Genomic DNA, 17,656 nt, shown 5'->3' with positions numbered 1-17,656 from the left:
CTGCCGGGATCATCAGAGATGACCGCTGAAATTATCAAGCTCAAGCCGACCCGGCCTTGCCCGATCTGCGGCAGGCCGTCGAGCCAGCAATTCCACCCCTTCTGCTCCGGCCGTTGCCAGGACATCGACCTCAACCGCTGGCTGAGCGGCAGCTATGTGATCCCGGCCGATGACGACGAGGACGTCGAAGAGGATGGCGTGGTGACACGGGACGATGGGGACGAGCAGTAGCCCCCAACCGCTGGCATCGCGTTCCCCTCTCTTGCGATCGGAGGCTTCCGTTCTCGCTGGTGCATCGATGCAGATGCCCCCTCACGGCATCAACTGCCCGCCATTCACATCGATGATCTGCCCGGTGATGTAGCCGGACATCGAATCGGAGGCGAGGAACACGTAGGCGCCGACGCAATCCTCGGCCGTGCCGAGCCGCTGCATCGGGATCTGTGCCGCGGCGCTGTCCTTTACCGATTGCGGGGTGTTGTCGTGGAACGGGGTGATGATGAAGCCCGGAGCGACGACGTTGACGCGGATGTGGTCGGGAGCGAACTCGCGGGCGGCGTTGCGGGTGATCGAGTGCACCGCGGCCTTGGCCGAGGCATAGACGGCAGAGCCGCCGAAGCCGCCGAAGCGGCCGGCGACCGACCCGGTGTTGATGATCGAGCCGCCGCCAGCGGCCTTGAGGTGCGGATAGGCCGCTTTGGTGACGGCGAGCACCGAGCGCACGTTGAGGTTGTAGACATTGTCGAAGGCCACGTCGTCGAAGCCGGCGTTGGTGACGCGCTCGAGAATGGCCCCGGCATTGTTGATGAGGATATCGAGCCCACCGAGACCAGCGACGGCATCGGCGACGATCCGCGCCGCGGTGGCGGAGTTGCTGACATCGCCGAGCACCACGACCGCCGCGCCGCCCGCGGCGCGAATCTCGGCGGCCACGGCCTCGGCGGCGGCGGCGTTCTTGTTGCCGTGCACCGCCACGGCGGCCCCCAGCCGCGCCAGTTCCCTCGCGACCGCGGCGCCGATGCCGGTGGACGAGCCGGTGACGAGGGCGCGCTTGCCCCTCAGATCCTCAAGCATTTCTGCCTCCTCGAGCTGAATCGGCGGGCAGACTAGCGAGGGGAAACGGCCGAGGCCATCGCCAATGTCGGGCCATGCCGACACCGCCTCGGGTTTGGCCCGCGGCGCCGGATTTTCCACAGGCGGCAAGTTGGCAAAACCCGCTTGCGCACCCCGGCAATGCCCCCTATAAACCGCCCGACTTAGCGCGCCCTCGGGCGCCACGGTTGCCCGGGTAGCTCAGTTGGTAGAGCAGCGGATTGAAAATCCGCGTGTCACTGGTTCGATTCCGGTCCCGGGCACCACTTCCCCTACAGTGCCGAAACACTCGCCTCGAGCGGACCGCTCGGTCGCATGTGCATTGCATGACAGCGGAGCTTGGGCCTCTTGGCCCCAGCTGCCATAGTCGGATGGGCGCGGGGGGCTCCCATGAAGGTCAACGTCGTCTATGCGCATCCGGCAGCCGACAGCTACCAGGCGTCGCTGCACCAGCGAATCCTGCGGGCGCTCGAGGCCAGGGGCGACGAGGTCATCGATTTCGACCTTTACGCGATGCAGTTCGACCCGGTGATGGGGGAAGAGGAGTGGCGCGGGCACGACGAACCGTCACGTCCGCCGCCGCAGGACCTCAAGGTCTATATCGACGCGTTGCAGTGGGCCGAGGCCTGCGTCTTCTGCTTTCCCACCTGGTGGCTGGGCATGCCGGCGATCCTCAAGGGCTATTTCGATCGTGTCTGGCGGCCGGGCGTCGCCTTTGAACAGCCGGCGGATGGAGGCCTCATCAAGCCGGCTCTGCTGAACCTCACCCGGATGGGCGTGGTCACCACCTGCGGTGCGCCCTGGGTCTACAACAAGCTGCTGATGCAGGACCCGGCGAGAAAGGTGCTGTTGCGCGGGTTGAAGGCCACCTGCGGCGGCCTCGGGGTGAAGCAGCTCTATCTCACACAGCACTCCGTCTACGACATCTCACCGGAGGCTCGGGAGAAGTTCGCGCAGAAGGTCGAGCAGCGGTTCGCCCGGTTCTAGGGGCGCGGGCCGGCAGGGCCCTCTCCCGCTGCGCGCTCGCGTCAGCTCGCTTCCACGGTTTCGGCGGCCTCCGCGGTCAGCTCCGTGCTGCCGCCCTTGGGGAAGAGCAGCGGCGCCAGGGCGAAGCCGACGATGGTGAGGATGACCATGGCCCAGCCGGCGAGCGCCTTGTGCTTTTCGATGAAGGTGTTGGCGACCGGGCCGAAGAAGTAGAACAGCCCGCAGGGGACGAAGTAGCGGAGGCCGCGGCCGAGCAGCCCGAACAGCACGAAGGTCCACAGATCCAGCCCGGCGACGCCGCTGGTGATGGTGATGACCTTATACGGGATCGGCGACAGCGCGCCGATCAGGATCATCAGCGGACCATTGTCGTTGAAGCTCTGGGTCAGCGAGGCAAAGCCCTCGCCGGCCCCGTAGAAATCGATGATGGCGCGGCCGACGGTGTCGAACAGGAAGTAGCCGATGGCGTAGCCGGCGAGCCCACCGGTGACCGACGAGACGGTGCAGATGGCGGCCAGGCGCCAGGCCCGCAACCGGTCGGCGATGATCATCGGGGCCAGCATGATCTCGGGGAAGATCGGCAGGATCATCGCCTCGAGGAAACAGAGCAGAGCCAGAATCGGCTCGGCCAGCCGGTGCTTGGTGGCGGCCTTCAATCGATCGTAGAGCTTGGGCTTGGCAATGGCGGCGGCTTCGGTCATCGTCCCTCCTGATTCGATTTTCGGGACCATAGCCGCAGTCCGGCTGACAGAATCAACACTTCTACGTCAGTCACATAAGCCGCAGGCAGCAGCCCACTCCCGCTTGCCCCGTAGACGGGAGAAGGATTCCCGACTGCACTTGTCGAGACCAACTGGACAAGTGGCCGCACCGCCGAATGGGCACTTTCCAACCGCACCGGGCGCACCTATACCCGATGGACACACCAAGCTGAGGACGGGACGCTGCCGGGGATTTCGCCTGACGTCGCATTGGGAACATTGTGCGCCTTGCCATTTCTGGCATGCGTGGTTGCTTATGCGTTGCAGGGCCGATTATCCGGATGGGCCGTGTACGTGGCGGGTGGGGTCGCAGGGGTGCTGTTCCTCCTGACCATACTGCTGTTCCCGCAGGTTTCCGGCGGCGGCACCTTGGTGCACCGGATCGAGTGGATCCCGCAGCTCGGGCTCAACCTGACGCTGCGCATGGACGGCCTCGCCTGGCTGTTCAGCGTGCTGATCACGCTGATCGGCCTGCTCGTGGTGCTCTATGCCCGCTACTACATGTCGCCCAAGGATCCGGTGGCGCGTTTCTATGCGCTGCTATTGGCCTTCATGGGGGCGATGCTGGGGCTCGTGCTCTCCGGCAACATCATCCAGCTGGCGGTGTTCTGGGAACTGACCAGCCTCGTGTCGTTCCTGTTGATCGGCTATTGGTACCATCGCGGCGACGCGCGCGACGGCGCCCGCATGGCGCTGATCGTCACCGGCATGGGTGGCCTCGCGCTGTTCGTCGCCATGCTGCTGATCGGCCATATCGTGGGCAGTTACGAGCTCGACGTCGTGCTGGCTTCGGGCAGCACGCTGGTCGATAGCCCGCTCTACCCGGCGACGCTGATCCTGTTCCTGCTCGCCGCCTTCACCAAGAGCGCGCAGTTCCCGTTCCAGTTCTGGCTGCCCAACGCCATGACGGCGCCGACGCCGGTGTCGGCGTACCTGCATTCGGCGACCATGGTGAAGGCCGGGGTGTTCCTGCTCACCCGGTTCTGGCCGGTAATGTCGGATTCCGAGCTGTGGTTCGGCATCGTCACCTATACGGGGCTCGCGACACTGATCTTCGGGGCCGCCGCCGCGCTGTTCCAGCGCGACCTCAAGGGCCTCCTCGCCTATTCGACCATCAGCCATCTGGGGCTCATCACCACCCTGCTCGGCATGGGAACGCCGCTGGCGGCGGTGGCGGCGATCTTCCACATCGCCAACCACGCCGTATTCAAGGCGTCGCTGTTCATGGCAGTGGGCATCATCGACCATGAGACCGGGACGCGCGACGTGCGCAAGCTCAGCGGGCTGTGGCGATTCATGCCATTCACCGCCACCTTCGCCATCATCGCCAGCGGCGCGATGGCCGGCGTGCCGCTGCTCAACGGCTTTCTCTCCAAGGAGATGTTCTTCACCGAGACGGCCGAGTTCCATCCGGACGTGTTCGTCAACTACTCGCTGCCGATCGGCGCGACGATCGCCGGCATGCTGAGCGTCGCCTACTCGATCAAGTTCGTGCATGGCGTGTTCTTCGGCCCGCCACCGACCGAGCTCGACCGGGTGCCGCACGAACCGCCGGCGCTGATGCGCCGTCCGATGGAGCTGCTGGTGGTGGTCTGCCTCGCGGTCGGCATCATCCCGGGCATCACCATCGGGCCGTTCCTCGCGGCGGCGGTCACCTCGGTGCTGGGTGCCCAGACGCCCTATTACAGCCTGTCGGTCTGGCACGGCTTCAACCTGCCGCTGCTGATGAGTCTCCTCGCCATGATCGGCGGCGCGGTGATCTACCTGCCCTACTACCGGCGCTTCAGGGACGTCGACGGTCTGCCCTTCCTCAACCGCTTCCGCGGCCAGCGCATCTTCGAGCGGCTGCTGCTCAACGCCACCAACAAATGGGCGCGCAGCTTCATCGAGCTGTTCGGTACGCAGCGGCTGCAGCCGCAGATCTTCATCGTGGTGCTGCTGGCGCTCGCCGCAGGGGTTGCCGCCGGCTGGGCCCGCATGGGCAACCTGCCGCTACCCCAGAGCTTCGATCCGGTGCTCGGCCTCGTCTGGCTGCTGGGCGGCATCAGCGCCATCGCGGCGGCGCAGCAGGCCAAGTTCCACCGCCTCGCGGCGATGATCCTGATGGGCGGCGCAGGGCTCGCCACCTGCATCACCTTCGCCTGGCTATCGGCGCCGGACCTGGCGCTGACCCAGTTGCTTGCCGAGATCGCCACCACGGTGCTGATCCTGCTCGGGCTGCGCTGGCTGCCCAAGCGCCTGCCGGTCCCCGAGGACCTGACGCTGAAAATGCGGCTGCGCCGCGGCCGCGACGTCGGTCTCGCCGTGCTGGTGGGGCTCGGCACGGCGCTCGCCAGCTATGCCATCATGACGCGCAGCGCGCCGTTCGGCATCTCGGAGTTCTTCCTCGCCAATGCCTACAAGCAGGGCGGCGGCACCAACGTCGTCAACGTCATGCTGGTGGACTTCCGCGGCTTCGACACCATGGGCGAAATCACCGTCTTGGGCGTCGTGGCGCTGACGGTGTTCGGACTGCTCCGCCGCTTCCGCCCCGCCGTCGACAGCGCCGACCGCCCCGAGCAGCAGCGGCTGCTCGATGGCAGCGTCGAAGGCCAGCGCGTCGCCGACGACTTCCTGCGCATCCCGGCGCTGATCATGACCTGGCTGTTCCCGGTGGTGATCGCCATCGCCATCTACATGCTGCTGCGCGGCCACGACCTGCCGGGCGGCGGCTTCATCGCCGGCATCATCATGTCGCTGGCCTTCATCCTGCAATACATGGCCAACGGCACCCGCTGGGTGGAAGAGCGGCTGCGGGTCCTGCCGGTGCTGTGGATCGGCTGGGGCCTTGGGCTCGCCATGCTGACCGGGCTCGGCGCCATGGCGCTCGGCGCACCGTTCCTCACCTCGGCCTTCGCCTATGCCGAGATTCCGCTGATCGGCAAGATACCGCTGGCGACGGCGCTGCTGTTCGACCTGGGGGTGTTCGCCCTGGTGGTGGGGGCGACGGTGCTGATGCTGATCGCTCTGGCGCACCAATCGATCCGCCGGCCCAAGCCGGCCGGGTCGGCCAAGCCTAGGGAACGCGAGGGGCTGGCGAAATGGAACTGATCCTTGCGGCCGCCATCGGCGTGCTCGCCGCCTCGGGGGTTTACCTGATCCTGCGCCCTCGCACCTTCCAGGTGATCATCGGGCTGTCGCTGATCTCGTATGCGGTGAACCTCTTCATCCTCGCCATGGGCCGGCTGCGCATGGATGCGGCGCCGATCCTCGATGGCGCCAACGCCAACCCGGCCGACTATGTCGATCCGGTGCCGCAGGCGCTGGTGCTGACGGCCATCGTCATCGGCTTTGCCATGACGGCGCTGTTCCTCGTCGTGCTGCTGGCCGCCCGCGGCCTCACCGGCAACGACCATGTCGACGGAAATCTCCACTGATGGCGGCGCTCAACCACATCGCCATCCTGCCGATCCTCGTGCCGATGGCGGCGGTCATCGCCAACCTGCTGCTGGGCAACCTCAGGCCGGTCAGCCGGGTGAGGCTCAACATCGCCTTCAGTGTTGTGCTGCTGCTGGTTTCGATCCTGCTGCTGGTGGTGCTGGCGCAATCGGATCGGAACCTCGCGGCAGTCTATCCCTTGGGCAACTGGCCGGTGCCGTTCGGCATCGTGCTGGTGGCCGACCGGCTGGCGGCGGTGATGGTGCTCACCACATCGATCCTGTCGCTGGCGGCGCTGGTCTATGCGTCAGCCCGCTGGCACAGCCGCGGCACCAATTTCTTCCCGCTGTTCCACGCGCTGACCATGGGGCTCAACGGCGCCTTCCTGACCGGGGACCTCTTCAACCTGTTCGTGTTCTTCGAACTGCTGCTCGCGGCATCCTACGGGCTGACGCTGCATGGTGGGGGCCGCAACCAGGTGAAGGCGTCGCTGCACTACATCGCCATCAACCTCGTCGCCTCGTTCCTGTTCCTCATTGGCGTGGCGCTGATCTACGCCACCACCGGCACGCTCAACATGGCCGATATCGCGCGCGCCGTACCGCTGATCGCTCCGGACGATCGTGGGCTGTTCGACGCCGGCGCCGCGGTGCTCGGCGTCGCCTTCCTGATCAAGGCCGGATCCTGGCCGCTGCATTTCTGGCTGCCGCGCACCTATTCCTCGGCGGCGCCGCCGGTCGCCGCGCTGTTCGCGGTGATGACCAAGGTCGGCTTCTACGCCATCCTGAGGCTCTGGACGCTGGTGTTCGCCAATTCCTCGGGCCCCGAACTGGCGTTCGGGCAGGCCGTGCTGCTGGTGCTGGGGCTCGCGACCATCGCCTTCGGCAGCATCGGCGCGCTGTCGAGCAAGGCACTCGATCGGCTGGCAAGCTACCTGATCCTGGTCTCGGCCGGCACGCTCCTCCTCGCGGTCGGCTACAATGCGCCGGGGGTGACCAGCGGGGCGCTCTACTATGTGGTGGTGGCGACGCTGGCGGCGGGGGCGCTGTTCCTGCTCAAGGACGTCATCGACCAGATCCTGCCGGCCGAAGCGCAGGTGCTGGCCGTGTCGCTCGAAATTTATGGTGACGAAGAAGAGGTGCCCGACGACAGCGACGAGGTCAGCCGCACCGTGCCCGGCGCCGCGACGCTGGTCAGCTGGTGTTTTGCCATCGCCGCGCTGATCATGGCCGGCCTGCCGCCGCTCTCCGGGTTCGTGTCGAAATTCGTCATGATCTCGGCGGCGCTCGGCGCCGGTCCGACGGCGGCCACCTGGTGGTTCATCGCGGCGCTGATCGGCTCGGGCTTCCTGGTGCTGGTGGCGATGGTGCGCAACGGCATCAATATCTTCTGGACCTCGTTGCCCGAGAGCGAGTCGACACGGGTGCGGACGGCGGAAATCGCACCGATCGTCATGCTGCTGGCGCTGTGCGTGGCGCTGGCGCTGGCCGCCGGCCCCGCAATGGCGTTCTTTGCCAAGACGGCGGCGTTCATCCACTCGCCGCAGGGCTACATGGATGTGGTGCTGCCGCAGGGGACCGCCTCATGAAGCGGTTGTTCCCCTATCCGGTGCTGGCGGTGCTGCTGCTGGTCCTGTGGCTGGTGCTGCAGCAATCGGCTGGCCTCGGCCAGATTCTGCTCGGCGGCGCCGTCGCCATTGCCGTCTCGCTCGTCGCCAGCGCCATCCTGCCGGGGCGGGTACGGTTCCGGCGCCTCACCAGCCTGGTGCAGCTGATCGTGGTGGCCGGCATCGACATCATCCGCTCCAACATTGCGGTGCTGCTGATCCTCGTCAATCCGAGGGCCCAACCCTCGGCCGGCTTCATCAAGATGGAGCTCAAGCTGACCAACCAGTTCGGGCTGGCGGTGCTGGCGTGCCTGCTCACGGCGACGCCGGGCAGCGCCTGGCTCGAATATGACGGCGAGCGCAACACCGTGCTGATCCACGTGCTCGACCTGATCGACAAGGACGAGTGGATCGCGACGGTCAGGCACCGCTACGAGCGACTGCTGCTGGAGATTTTCGAATGAGCCAGATGATCCTCGACTGGAGCCTTCTCGCCGCGCAGCTGATGCTGGGAGTGGGCATGCTGGCGACGCTCTATCGCATGGTGCGCGGCCCGCGCGCGCAGGACCGCATCCTGGCGCTCGATGCGCTCTATGTCGTGGGCCTGCTGCTGCTGGTGACGCTGGGGATCCGCACCGGCTCGCAGATCTATTTCGAGCTCGCCATGCTGATTGGCCTGCTCGGCTTCGTCGGCACCGTAGCGCTGGCCAAGTTCCTGATGCGCGGCGAGGTGATCGAATGATCGACGCGCTGCCGCTCTGGCTGTCCATCGTGGTTTCGGCGTGCGTCGTGGTCGGCGCCGGGCTCACCATGGCCGGCTGCCTGGGGCTGGTGCGCTTTCGCGATTTCTATCGCCGCATCCATGCCCCCACCATGGGCACCAGCATGGGAGGCGGGCTCATCCTCCTCGCCTCGGCGATTTTCTTCACCGTCACCCAGCAGCGCCTGGTGATCCACGAGATGGTGATCTTCCTGTTCGTCACGGTGACGACCCCGGTGACGCTGATGCTGCTGGCCCGCGCGACGCTGTTTCGCGATCGGGTCGAAGAGGCCAAGGACGAAGACGGCAGTCGGGAGTAGGCAGTCGCGGTCGTGGCACTGCCCACCTGCTGCCGACTGCAAGCCTGTCGCAAGCTTGCCGATGCAAGGTTCCGCGGTGTGAATCGAGGTGCCGCAAGATGACCCAGCCCGACGTGACCATCATCCGCGAAGTGTTCGACCTCACCGGAGCGCGCTGGACGGTGCCGGTGCTGGTGACGCTGGAAGCCGGCCGGATGCGCTTTGGCGAGATCGCCCGCGACGTGGGCGGGGTGGGGCAGAAACAGCTGTCGGCGACACTGAGGGAACTGGAGCGCGACGGCTTCGTCGAGCGCACTGCCTTTGCGACAATTCCCCCGCGGGTCGAGTACGAACTCACCTCGCTGGGCGAGGAACTGGTCGGCGCGGTGAAAGGGCTGGGCGCCATCGCTTTTCGCAACCGCGACCGGATCGCATCGGCCCGGCGGGAATTTGCCGAGCGGGCGGAGAGTTCGGCAGCGGTGTAGGCCTGCCGAGATCGCGTGATCGTCCGTCCTCCAGGCGCTGACTGATGGAGACGGCCCCCTCCCGACCTCCCCCATAAAGGGGGAGGTGAAGAGTCGAGGCTGTGGCTCGACTGTGCCAGACGCACCGGCAGGGCACCTCCCCTTTATGGGGGAGGATGGGGGGCCGTCTGCTGGTGGTGAACGCCCTACTTCCCCGCCGGCAGTGCGCCGATGCCGCCGCCGATCGCGACGTTCAGCGCCACGTAGTTGCTGGCATATTGCCGCGTCGACGAGGCCAGTTGCGCCTTGGCGTCGAACAGACTGCGTTCGGCGTTGAGCACGTCGAGGATCTGCCCCTGCCCTTCCTGGTAGCTCTTTCTCGCCAGCTCGAGCTGCCGCTGGGCGCTGCCGGCAACCTTGGTTGCCGCGTCGATGCTGCGACCGTCGCGGCGCACTGCGGCGAGGGCGTTCTCGGTCTCTTCGATGGCGCCGCGCACCGCGCCCTGCCAGCTGAGATAGGCCTGGTTGATCTTCGACAGAGCCGCCTGGTGGTTGGCCCTGGCGCGGCCGCCATCGAGGAACGGCAGGTTCAGCGTCGGCCCGAAGCTCCAACTGGTGGTGTTGCCGCCGGCCAGCGCCGCCAGCTGGATGTTGCCGCTCAGCGTGATCGAGGGATACATCTGGGCTTCAGCGATCCCGGCATTGGCGGTGGCGGCGCGCAGCGCCCGCTCCGCCGCCTGGATGTCGGGGCGTTGCCGGACCAGGTCGGCCGGGATTCCGGCATTCACCCTGGCGCGCGGCCAGGGCTGCGGCGCGCCCTTTATCAGGTCTTTCTCGATCGCAGCGGTCGACTGGGCGGTGAGCGTCGCCAACCGGTTGAGGCTGCGCACGAAGCCGAGTTCGAGGCTGGGCAGTTGCAGCGACGCCGCATCGAGCGCGCTCTGCGCCTGCAGCACGTCGAGTTGCGAGCCGGCCCCGTTCGACAGTAGCGACTGCGTCAGCTCCAGCGTCTGCTTGCGGGTCGCGAGGCTCGAGCGGGTGAGCGCCAGGGACTCCTGATAGTAACGCAGGTCGATATAGGCGTTGGTGAGCTCGGACAGGAACGTCAGCCGCGCCGTATCGACCGAGAGGTAGGCCTGGTCGAGACCGGCCTCGGCGGCCCTGCGCGAGTGGGCATATTGCCCGAACAGGTCGAGCATCCACGACGCCGTGGCACCATAGGTGACCGACGAACTCGAGGGGCCCGAGCCGCCGCTTTCGCGGCCCACGACGCTGCCCGAAGCGGAGGGCAGCACCGTGGCGCCGACGGCGATCATGCCGGCATTGGCCTCGTTGATCCGCTCCACCGCCTGGGCGATCGAGAGGTTCTGGCTGAGCCCCCGATCGATCAGGCGGCTCAGCCGCTGGTCGCGGAACGAAGTCCACCATTGGGTCTTGCTGTTGTCCACCGAAGCGGCGGCCCTGGGCGAGGCGCTGAAGCTCGTCGGCACCGCCATGTCAGGCTTCTGGTAGGCGAGCGAGGAGCATCCCCCAAGCAACGCGGCAATGCTGGCGGCAACGAACAGTCTGGCGGGGCGCAGGTGCTGCGCCCGCAAAGCCGGTGCGGTGGTCATATCAAGTCCCTGGGTTAGCGGATCAGTGCGAGGCGACCTCGGCCGCCTGGGGCGTGGGGGAATGCTGCGCCGGCTCGCGCCGGCGCAGCACGCGCTTGACCAGCCCGCTCAACGAGTCGGTGTAGGTCAGCATCACGGGAACGACGACCAGCGTGAGGAGCGTCGAGCTGATCAGCCCGCCGATCACTGCATGGGCCATCGGCGCGTTCTGGCTCGAACCCTCGTGCAGGCTCAGCGCCAGCGGCAGCATGCCGAACACCATGGCGAGCGTCGTCATGATGATCGGGCGGAAGCGGGTGGCGCCCGCCTCGACCAGCGCGTCATAGAGGTTCCAGCCCTCACGCACATGCTGGTTGGCGTTGTCGACGAGGAGGATGGCGTTCTTCACCACCAGGCCCATCAACATGATGAAGCCGATCATCGACATCATGTTGAGCGTCGAGCCGCCGATCAGCAGGCCGACCAGCACGCCAATGAGCGACAGCGGCAGCGCCATCATGATGGCGACGGGCTGGACGAAACTGCCAAACTGGCTGGCGAGCACCAGGTAGATGAACACCACGGCGAGCAGCAGCGCCGAGCCGGCGGAGGAGCCGATCTCGCCCAGCTGCTCGGCGTCGCCGCCCATCGACATGCGGTAGCCGGCAGGCATCTCGATCGAGTCGATCGCCGCCTGGATCTGCGGCATCACCTCGCCGAGATTGGCGCCGCTCAGGTTGGCATCGACCGTCACCTGCCGGGACAGGTCCTGCCGGTTGATCTCGGCCGGGCCGGTGGAGGTCGCGATCTCGGCGATGTCGCCGAGGCGGATCACCGAGCTGTCATTGCGGCTGATCGGCAGGTTGGAGAGGAGCTCCACGCTGTTGCGCTCGCCTTCTGGCAGCCGCACCACCAGCTTGTAGGTCTGCTCGGCCGGCGAGGTCCACTCGCTGACTTCTTCGCCCGAGAGCATGGGCTGCAGCACGGCGCCAACCTGCTGCAGCGAAACGCCGGCTTCGCTGGCGAGTTCACGATTGACCCGGATGCCGACGATCGGCTGCGCTGCGTCGAGCGAGGTCTCGACGTCGCTGAGACCCGGGATCGCGGCGAGCTTGGCCGCCAACTGGTCGGTCAGGTCGCCCAGCACGGCAAAGCTGTCGCCATAGGCGGTGACCTGAATGGGCTTGGTCAGGCTGCCGAAGCCGCTCGAGACGCCGACGATGGTCCTGACCCCGGGGACCTGGGCGAGCAGATCGCGCACCGGCCCGGTCATCTCGTGCGGCATGCGATCGCGCTCTCCCGGCGGCACCATGGTGACGACGACGGTGCCGGCATTGTTGCTCGAAACGCCCTGCCCGCCGGCGACGGTGGCATAGGTGCGCTTGACCTCGGGCATGGTGCGGAGCAGGGCCTCGACCTGCCGGACCTTCTCACCGGTATATTCCAGCGACGAGCCCTGCGGCGTTTCCACCTCGACCTGAAACTCGCTGTTGTCGGTGGCCGGCGTCACCTCGAAGCCGACCATGGGGACGAGCGCGAAGCTGGCGAAAAACAGCACGACGGCCGTCGCCAGCGTCGCTACTCGGTGCCTGAGGCACCAGCGCAGCAGTGCCCGATAGCCGCCGGCGCACCACTCGAAGAAATGGTCGAACTTCGCCACTGCCCGGCCGAGCGGCCCGCGCCTGGCGCCCGGCTCGGAATCCGGATCGTGCCAGACCGACGACATCATCGGGTCGAGGGTAAAGGCGACGAAGAGCGAGATCAGCACCGCCACCGAGACGGTGACGCCGAACTGCAGGAAGAACCGCCCCATGATGCCGTCCATGAAGGCGACGGGGAGGAACACCGCCACGATCGAAAGCGTCGTCGCCAGCACGGCGAGGCCAATCTCGTTGGTGCCGTCGAGCGCCGCCTGCACGTGGTTCTTGCCCATATGCAGGTGCCGCATGATGTTCTCGCGCACCACGATCGCATCGTCGATCAGAATGCCCACCGACAGCGACAGCGCCATTAGTGTCATCATGTTGAGCGAGAAGCCGAGCGCAAACAGCACCGTCATGGTGCCGATGATCGAGATCGGCAGCGTCAGCGCGGTGATGACCGTCGAGCGCCATGAATTGAGGAACAGGAAGACAATCAGCACGGCGAGCACCGCGCCCTCGACGATCATGTTCTGCACCGTATGGAAGGATTGCTCGACCGGCACGGCATTGTCGGCCACCACGTCGATAGTGACGCTCGTGGGCAGGTCGCGCTCGGCCAGCCGTTCGAGTTCCTTGTGCACCGCCTTGGCGACGCCCACGGTGTTGGCGCCCTGCACCTTGATGATGTTGATCGCCAGCGCCCGTTCGCCGTTGATGAAAGCGAGACTCTTCTCGTCGCCCTGGCCCTGGGTGATGGTCGCGACGTCGCCCAGCCGCACGGCCTGGCCACCGGTGCGGGCGACAATGATGTTGCGGAAATCCTCGACGTCCTCGAGCCGGCCCTCGACCTGGATGGCGCGCGACACCGCACCCTCGGTGATGGTGCCCGCCGGCAGGTCGATATTGTTCTGCCGGATCGCCGAGATGACCTCGGCCATGCTGACGCCGAAGCCATCGAGCCGGTCGGGATCGACCAGCACGTCGAGCTGCGCCGGCACGCCTCCGACGAGATCGGCACTGCCGACGCCGGGAATGTTTCGCAGCTTGTCGACCACCACGTCGTCGGCCAGTTGCGTCAGCTCACGCGCCGAGAGCGTGTCGGAACGGATCGCCAGCGACATGATCGGCATGGCGTTAGGGTCGAAACGCAGCACCCGCGGCTTGTCGGCATTGTCGGGCAGATTGGCCTCGATACCGGCGATCTTGTCGCGCACCTCCTGCACGGCGTCGACCGAGCTCACCTCCATGTCGAACATCATGATGATCATGGCGGCGTTCTGCTGCGCGATCGAACGCAGCGTATCGATACCGCTGATCGAGTTCACCGCGTCCTCGATCGGCTTGATGACGTCGTTCTCGACCGATTGCGCCGAGGCGCCGGGGTAGCTCACCACCACGGCGACGACCGGCAGATCGATATTGGGCATCTGCTCGATCGACAGGCGCGAATAGGAGTAGAGGCCGAACACCAGCAACGCCACCATGACCATGGTGGCGAAGACCGGGTGGCGGACGCTGATCTTGGTGAGGAACATCGATCAGTTCTCCACCACGGTGACGCGCATGCCGGGTTCGAGGTCGTCGAGCTGCCCCGAGACGTAGCTCTCGCCGGCGACGAGACCGGAAGCGAGCTCGGTCATCCGGCTCGACCTCCATTGCCGTTTGACTTCGACCGGCTGGCGCACCAGGGCCCCATCGGCGATCCGCAGGACATAGCGCCCCTCGGCATCCTCGCGCAGGGCGGCGTCGGGCACGGCAAATGCCCCCCTCGCTTCCTCGATGATGATGGCGCCCGATGCGAACATGCCGCCGCGGAGTTTGCCCTCAGGGTTGGGCACCGAGATCAGCACTGGCACAGTGCGGGTGCCTTTGGCCGCCACCGGGCTCACCCCCTCGACCGTGGCGGCGAAACTCTGGCCCGCGAGCCCCTCGACAGTAAGAGAAACCCCCTGCCCCGGCTTCAGCTGCGGGCTGGCGCTGACCGGCACATAGGCGGTCATTTCCATCACCGAGAGATCGACGAGATCGAACAAAGCCGCGCCGGCGGTGATCAACTGGCCCGGCTCGATCGAACGCGACGCGACGATGCCGTCGAACGGCGCGGTGACGGTGGCGTTGCGGATCACCAGCTCGGCGGCGGCGACCTGGGCTTCGAGCGCCGCAAGGTTCGCCTTCAGCGCCTCGATCGCCGCCTTCTCGGATTCTACCGTAGCGCTGGGGGCGAGGCCGCTATCGGCGAGCCTCAGCGTCCGCTCGAGCTGGTTCTCGGCCTGCGCCAGTTGCGCGCGGGTTGCAGCGGCGGTGCTGCGCTGCTGGCTCAGCTGAATCTGGGAGGTCTCGACATCGACAGTCGCCAGCACGGCGCCGACCTTGACCTGATCGCCGACGCGCACCTCGACACCCTTGAGCGTACCATTGACCTGCGAGGCAATGGCAATGGACCGCCGCGGCATCAGCGATCCGGTGGCCTTGAGCGTTTCGGACAAGGTCGCCGGCTGTGCCGTCGCCACGTCGATGGCGAGCAGGCGCTTGACCACCTCAGGCGCCGGCGCGGCGGCTTCGGTGGGGGTCGAGGCCTGCGGCGCCAGGAACTGCGGCAAGACGAACACCGCAAGACCGACCACCACCACGGCGGCGCCGGCCCACAGCCAGGGAAAGCGCGCCGGCTGGATGCCGGCCGCCAGCAACGCCCGCTTCTTCAGCTCGCGCCGGCTCAGCGCCCATTCGGGTTTCGGGGCAGGCTGGGTTGCGGGCTCGTCCATGGCGCAATCCTCGGGTAAATGGGTGCATAGGTGTCGCCGCCACCGAGCGAGCCCGGCAGGGCGAGGGGTGGCTTTTCCGCCGTCAAGCTTGCATGAACCTTGCGTGGGTCGGGCGCAGCGCGCATGGCCCGCTTGCGCGGCGGAGGTTGTCCGGCGCAAGCTTTCGGCAAGCTTGCTCGGCGATGACGACCAAGGAGGTGCCGATGCGGCTATTGCTGGTGGAAGACGAACCCGACATGGCGACGCTGCTGCGCGCGGCGCTGGAGAAGCACGATTTCGTCACCGACCACGTGCCCTCGATAGAATTCGCTATCGAGGCGATCGAGACGGTGGCGCATGACCTCGTCATTCTCGACCGGCAACTGGGCGACGGCGACGGCGCCTCGCTGATCGCGCATATACGAAAGCGCCGACCGCACACGCCCATTGTCGTGCTGTCGGCCATGGGCGGCGCCAACCACCGCATCGAAGGGCTGAACCTGGGCGCCGACGATTACCTCGCCAAGCCCTTCGTGGTCGACGAACTGGTGGCGCGCCTGCGGGCCGTGCTGCGCCGGCCCAGCCAGGTGGAAACGGCGCCACTCAGCATGGGCAACCTATCGCTCGACCTCAACCATGGCGACGTTTTCGTCAGCGGCGACAAGGTCGACCTGCCGCGCCGCGAGTATCTGGTGCTGGAAAGCCTGATGCGGCGGGCCGGCCGGACGGTGCGCCGCGCCGTGCTCGAGGAAGACGTCTACGGCTCGGACGACGAAATCCAGTCCAACTCGCTCGAAGCCCACATCTCGCGCCTGCGGCGCAAGCTCGCCGAGGCCGGCAGCAGCGTCGAAATCCACCCGGTGCGCGGCGTCGGGTACCTGCTCAGGCAATCATGATCCGCAAACCCAAGATCGTCCGCCTCGAACGGCGGCTTACCCGTCGCATGATCCAGGTGCAGGCGGTGGCGCTGCTGCTGTTCTTCGCCCTCGTGGTGTTCCCGCTTGGGATCTATCCGGCGCTCCGTTTCATCGACGCGCCGCCGCTCGACCCCGCTAACGGCGAGACCTTTGCCGAAGCCATCCGCCCCGCTCCCGACGGTGGCGCCCAGGTGGAGATGACCTCCAAGCTCAAGCAACTGATCGCCGACAAGCCCGGGGTCTGGTTTGTCGCCTCGACCGAGGCGGGCATCAAGGTCTCATACGGCAAGATTCCGATATTCTACGACGAGTTGGACACCGCGCTCTGGGAGTTCGCTTCGGTCGACGTTCGGCCGCGCGCCGGATCCCCGGTGGATGCGCTGCAGCTCGAGCGGCACCGGAGCCAGATCGGCGACGTCATGGTGGCTTCGGGTGGTGGACGAACGATCGGTGTGCTGTCGTTCGTCGCCGGGTTCTGGGCCTTGTTCAGCCTGGCGCTGCTCGCCATCACCACCATCGCTGCCGCCATCATCATCCCCCGGGTGATCCGGCGCGAACTGCGCGGCCTGAAGCAAGCGGCCGAGCAAGCCGAGCTGATCGACATCGATGCCCGCGGCACGCAACTGCCCACCGAGAACGTGCCGCAGGAGGTGCGCGCCCTGGTCGATGCCGTCAATGCGGGGCTCACCCGCCTCGACAAGGCCTATGCGCAGCGCGAGCGGTTCCTCGCCGACTCCGCCCATGAGCTGCGCACGCCGATCGCGATCCTGCAGACCCGGCTGGAAACGGCGGCGCCGTTCCCGGAAAAGAGCCGCCTGCTGATGGACGTGGCGCGGCTCTCCGGCCTCGCCGACCAGTTGCTCGACCTGCAGCGCATCGATCTGGGCGAGACCGCGATGCGGCCGCTCGACCTGGTCGAGATTGCCGGCACCGTCGTCGGCGACCTTGCCCCGCTCGCCATCAATGCCGGCTACGAACTGGAACTGCAGGCGCCCGAGCAGGCGGTAACGGTCTCGGGCGACGAGGGCAGCCTCACCCGGGCGATCGCCAATGTAGTGCAGAACGCCATCGTCCACGGGAACAACCACGGACACATCACCGTCGAGGTCACCGCCGCCGGAGCCTTGTCGGTAAGCGACGAGGGACCCGGGGTCGCCCCTGCCGACCGCGAGCGCATCTTCGAGCCGTTCTATCGGGTGAAGCCGCTCGCCACCGGCGCCGGCCTTGGCCTCAATCTCGTCGCCTCGATCATCCAGCGCCATCACGGGCGTATCGCCGTCACCGAGGCGCCGGGCGGGGGCGCCCGCTTCACCATGGCCCTGCCGCTCGATACCCGCGCGGACGCAGCGCAGCCATGAAACGAACAGGGCGCCGAAG

The 17,656-nt window shown here is 66.8% G+C and carries 16 protein-coding genes and 1 tRNA gene; 12 read left to right on the top strand and 5 right to left on the bottom strand.

Going from position 1 to position 17,656, the window contains the following annotated elements; all coding sequences use genetic code 11:
* Positions 1-18 precede the first annotated feature (18 nt).
* On the top strand, positions 19-231 hold the full coding sequence (gene yacG / locus APS40_RS16410; RefSeq protein WP_055048076.1) for a DNA gyrase inhibitor YacG: 213 nt from the start codon (positions 19-21) through the stop codon (positions 229-231).
* Between the two features lie 81 nt (positions 232-312).
* Here the strand turns inward: yacG and APS40_RS16405 are convergent, their stop codons facing one another.
* Positions 313-1,074, bottom strand: a complete 762-nt coding sequence (locus APS40_RS16405) for an SDR family NAD(P)-dependent oxidoreductase (RefSeq protein ID WP_055049699.1) — start codon at positions 1,072-1,074, stop codon at positions 313-315.
* 208 nt (positions 1,075-1,282) lie between these two features.
* Here APS40_RS16405 and APS40_RS16400 point away from each other — a divergent pair.
* Positions 1,283-1,358 (top strand) — tRNA-Phe (locus tag APS40_RS16400).
* A gap of 124 nt (positions 1,359-1,482) precedes the next feature.
* On the top strand, positions 1,483-2,079 hold the full coding sequence (locus APS40_RS16395) for an NAD(P)H-dependent oxidoreductase (protein WP_055048075.1): 597 nt from the start codon (positions 1,483-1,485) through the stop codon (positions 2,077-2,079).
* Between the two features lie 41 nt (positions 2,080-2,120).
* On the opposite strand, the gene APS40_RS16390 is transcribed toward APS40_RS16395, so the two are convergent.
* Positions 2,121-2,780 (bottom strand): YqaA family protein, encoded by a 660-nt coding sequence (locus APS40_RS16390; RefSeq protein ID WP_055048074.1) that lies wholly within the window; start codon positions 2,778-2,780, stop codon positions 2,121-2,123.
* Positions 2,781-3,032: 252 nt separating this feature from the next.
* Here APS40_RS16390 and APS40_RS16385 point away from each other — a divergent pair, with 252 nt between their 5' ends.
* From APS40_RS16385 to APS40_RS16355, 7 genes are all read left to right on the top strand, one after another.
* Complete coding sequence (locus tag APS40_RS16385) at positions 3,033-5,930, top strand: monovalent cation/H+ antiporter subunit A (protein ID WP_442855872.1); 2,898 nt, start codon at positions 3,033-3,035, stop codon at positions 5,928-5,930.
* A complete protein-coding gene (locus tag APS40_RS16380) occupies positions 5,921-6,256 on the top strand; it encodes a Na+/H+ antiporter subunit C (protein ID WP_055048072.1) in 336 nt (111 codons plus the stop codon). Before APS40_RS16385 ends, APS40_RS16380 begins: the two co-directional genes overlap by 10 nt.
* Complete coding sequence (locus APS40_RS16375) at positions 6,256-7,845, top strand: monovalent cation/H+ antiporter subunit D (protein ID WP_197279342.1); 1,590 nt, start codon at positions 6,256-6,258, stop codon at positions 7,843-7,845. The genes APS40_RS16380 and APS40_RS16375 overlap by 1 nt, the downstream gene beginning before the upstream one ends.
* Positions 7,842-8,327, top strand: coding sequence for a Na+/H+ antiporter subunit E (locus APS40_RS16370; RefSeq protein ID WP_055048070.1), 486 nt, complete (start codon positions 7,842-7,844; stop codon positions 8,325-8,327). The genes APS40_RS16375 and APS40_RS16370 overlap by 4 nt, the downstream gene beginning before the upstream one ends.
* Entirely contained in the window at positions 8,324-8,605 is a 282-nt protein-coding gene (locus APS40_RS16365; RefSeq protein WP_055048069.1) for a K+/H+ antiporter subunit F, read from the top strand. Before APS40_RS16370 ends, APS40_RS16365 begins: the two co-directional genes overlap by 4 nt.
* Positions 8,602-8,943: a monovalent cation/H(+) antiporter subunit G gene (gene mnhG, locus APS40_RS16360; RefSeq protein ID WP_055048068.1), complete on the top strand. Its 342-nt coding sequence runs from the start codon at positions 8,602-8,604 to the stop codon at positions 8,941-8,943. Before APS40_RS16365 ends, mnhG begins: the two co-directional genes overlap by 4 nt.
* Before the next feature lie 98 nt (positions 8,944-9,041).
* Positions 9,042-9,407 carry a winged helix-turn-helix transcriptional regulator gene (locus APS40_RS16355; RefSeq protein ID WP_055048067.1) on the top strand — a complete coding sequence of 122 codons (366 nt, stop codon included), beginning with the start codon at positions 9,042-9,044 and terminating at the stop codon, positions 9,405-9,407.
* A 185-nt stretch (positions 9,408-9,592) separates the two neighbouring features.
* Here the strand turns inward: APS40_RS16355 and APS40_RS16350 are convergent, their stop codons facing one another.
* Genes APS40_RS16350 through APS40_RS16340 form a run of 3 tightly spaced genes read right to left on the bottom strand, consistent with a single transcriptional unit; the run spans position 9,593 to position 15,383 of the window.
* Positions 9,593-10,999 (bottom strand): efflux transporter outer membrane subunit, encoded by a 1,407-nt coding sequence (locus APS40_RS16350; RefSeq protein WP_082434461.1) that lies wholly within the window; start codon positions 10,997-10,999, stop codon positions 9,593-9,595.
* Positions 11,000-11,021: 22 nt separating this feature from the next.
* On the bottom strand, positions 11,022-14,156 hold the full coding sequence (locus tag APS40_RS16345) for an efflux RND transporter permease subunit (RefSeq protein WP_055048065.1): 3,135 nt from the start codon (positions 14,154-14,156) through the stop codon (positions 11,022-11,024).
* Positions 14,157-14,159: 3 nt separating this feature from the next.
* A complete protein-coding gene (locus APS40_RS16340) occupies positions 14,160-15,383 on the bottom strand; it encodes an efflux RND transporter periplasmic adaptor subunit (protein WP_055048064.1) in 1,224 nt (407 codons plus the stop codon).
* Positions 15,384-15,586: 203 nt separating this feature from the next.
* Here APS40_RS16340 and APS40_RS16335 point away from each other — a divergent pair, with 203 nt between their 5' ends.
* Both APS40_RS16335 and APS40_RS16330 read left to right on the top strand, forming a co-directional pair.
* Positions 15,587-16,258, top strand: a complete 672-nt coding sequence (locus APS40_RS16335) for a response regulator transcription factor (protein WP_055049698.1) — start codon at positions 15,587-15,589, stop codon at positions 16,256-16,258.
* On the top strand, positions 16,255-17,637 hold the full coding sequence (locus tag APS40_RS16330; protein WP_055048063.1) for a sensor histidine kinase: 1,383 nt from the start codon (positions 16,255-16,257) through the stop codon (positions 17,635-17,637). Before APS40_RS16335 ends, APS40_RS16330 begins: the two co-directional genes overlap by 4 nt.
* Positions 17,638-17,656: the final 19 nt, after the last annotated feature.

It is taken from the genome of Devosia sp. A16, from assembly GCF_001402915.1.
GTDB lineage: Bacteria > Pseudomonadota > Alphaproteobacteria > Rhizobiales > Devosiaceae > Devosia_A.
The sequence above is the reverse complement of the archived record's forward strand: the minus strand, read 5'-3'. Positions and strand labels throughout refer to the sequence as shown.

Excerpts from the sequence above, each read along its gene's own strand:
- yacG (WP_055048076.1), top strand. The coding sequence starts at position 19 with ATGACCGCTGAAATTATCAAGCTCAAGCCGACCCGGCCTTGCCCGATC.
- APS40_RS16405 (WP_055049699.1), bottom strand. The coding sequence starts at position 1,074 with ATGCTTGAGGATCTGAGGGGCAAGCGCGCCCTCGTCACCGGCTCGTCC.
- APS40_RS16395 (WP_055048075.1), top strand. The coding sequence starts at position 1,483 with ATGAAGGTCAACGTCGTCTATGCGCATCCGGCAGCCGACAGCTACCAG.
- APS40_RS16390 (WP_055048074.1), bottom strand. The coding sequence starts at position 2,780 with ATGACCGAAGCCGCCGCCATTGCCAAGCCCAAGCTCTACGATCGATTG.
- APS40_RS16380 (WP_055048072.1), top strand. The coding sequence starts at position 5,921 with ATGGAACTGATCCTTGCGGCCGCCATCGGCGTGCTCGCCGCCTCGGGG.
- APS40_RS16375 (WP_197279342.1), top strand. The coding sequence starts at position 6,256 with ATGGCGGCGCTCAACCACATCGCCATCCTGCCGATCCTCGTGCCGATG.
- APS40_RS16370 (WP_055048070.1), top strand. The coding sequence starts at position 7,842 with ATGAAGCGGTTGTTCCCCTATCCGGTGCTGGCGGTGCTGCTGCTGGTC.
- APS40_RS16365 (WP_055048069.1), top strand. The coding sequence starts at position 8,324 with ATGAGCCAGATGATCCTCGACTGGAGCCTTCTCGCCGCGCAGCTGATG.
- mnhG (WP_055048068.1), top strand. The coding sequence starts at position 8,602 with ATGATCGACGCGCTGCCGCTCTGGCTGTCCATCGTGGTTTCGGCGTGC.
- APS40_RS16355 (WP_055048067.1), top strand. The coding sequence starts at position 9,042 with ATGACCCAGCCCGACGTGACCATCATCCGCGAAGTGTTCGACCTCACC.
- APS40_RS16350 (WP_082434461.1), bottom strand. The coding sequence starts at position 10,999 with ATGACCACCGCACCGGCTTTGCGGGCGCAGCACCTGCGCCCCGCCAGA.
- APS40_RS16345 (WP_055048065.1), bottom strand. The coding sequence starts at position 14,156 with ATGTTCCTCACCAAGATCAGCGTCCGCCACCCGGTCTTCGCCACCATG.
- APS40_RS16340 (WP_055048064.1), bottom strand. The coding sequence starts at position 15,383 with ATGGACGAGCCCGCAACCCAGCCTGCCCCGAAACCCGAATGGGCGCTG.
- APS40_RS16335 (WP_055049698.1), top strand. The coding sequence starts at position 15,587 with ATGCGGCTATTGCTGGTGGAAGACGAACCCGACATGGCGACGCTGCTG.
- APS40_RS16330 (WP_055048063.1), top strand. The coding sequence starts at position 16,255 with ATGATCCGCAAACCCAAGATCGTCCGCCTCGAACGGCGGCTTACCCGT.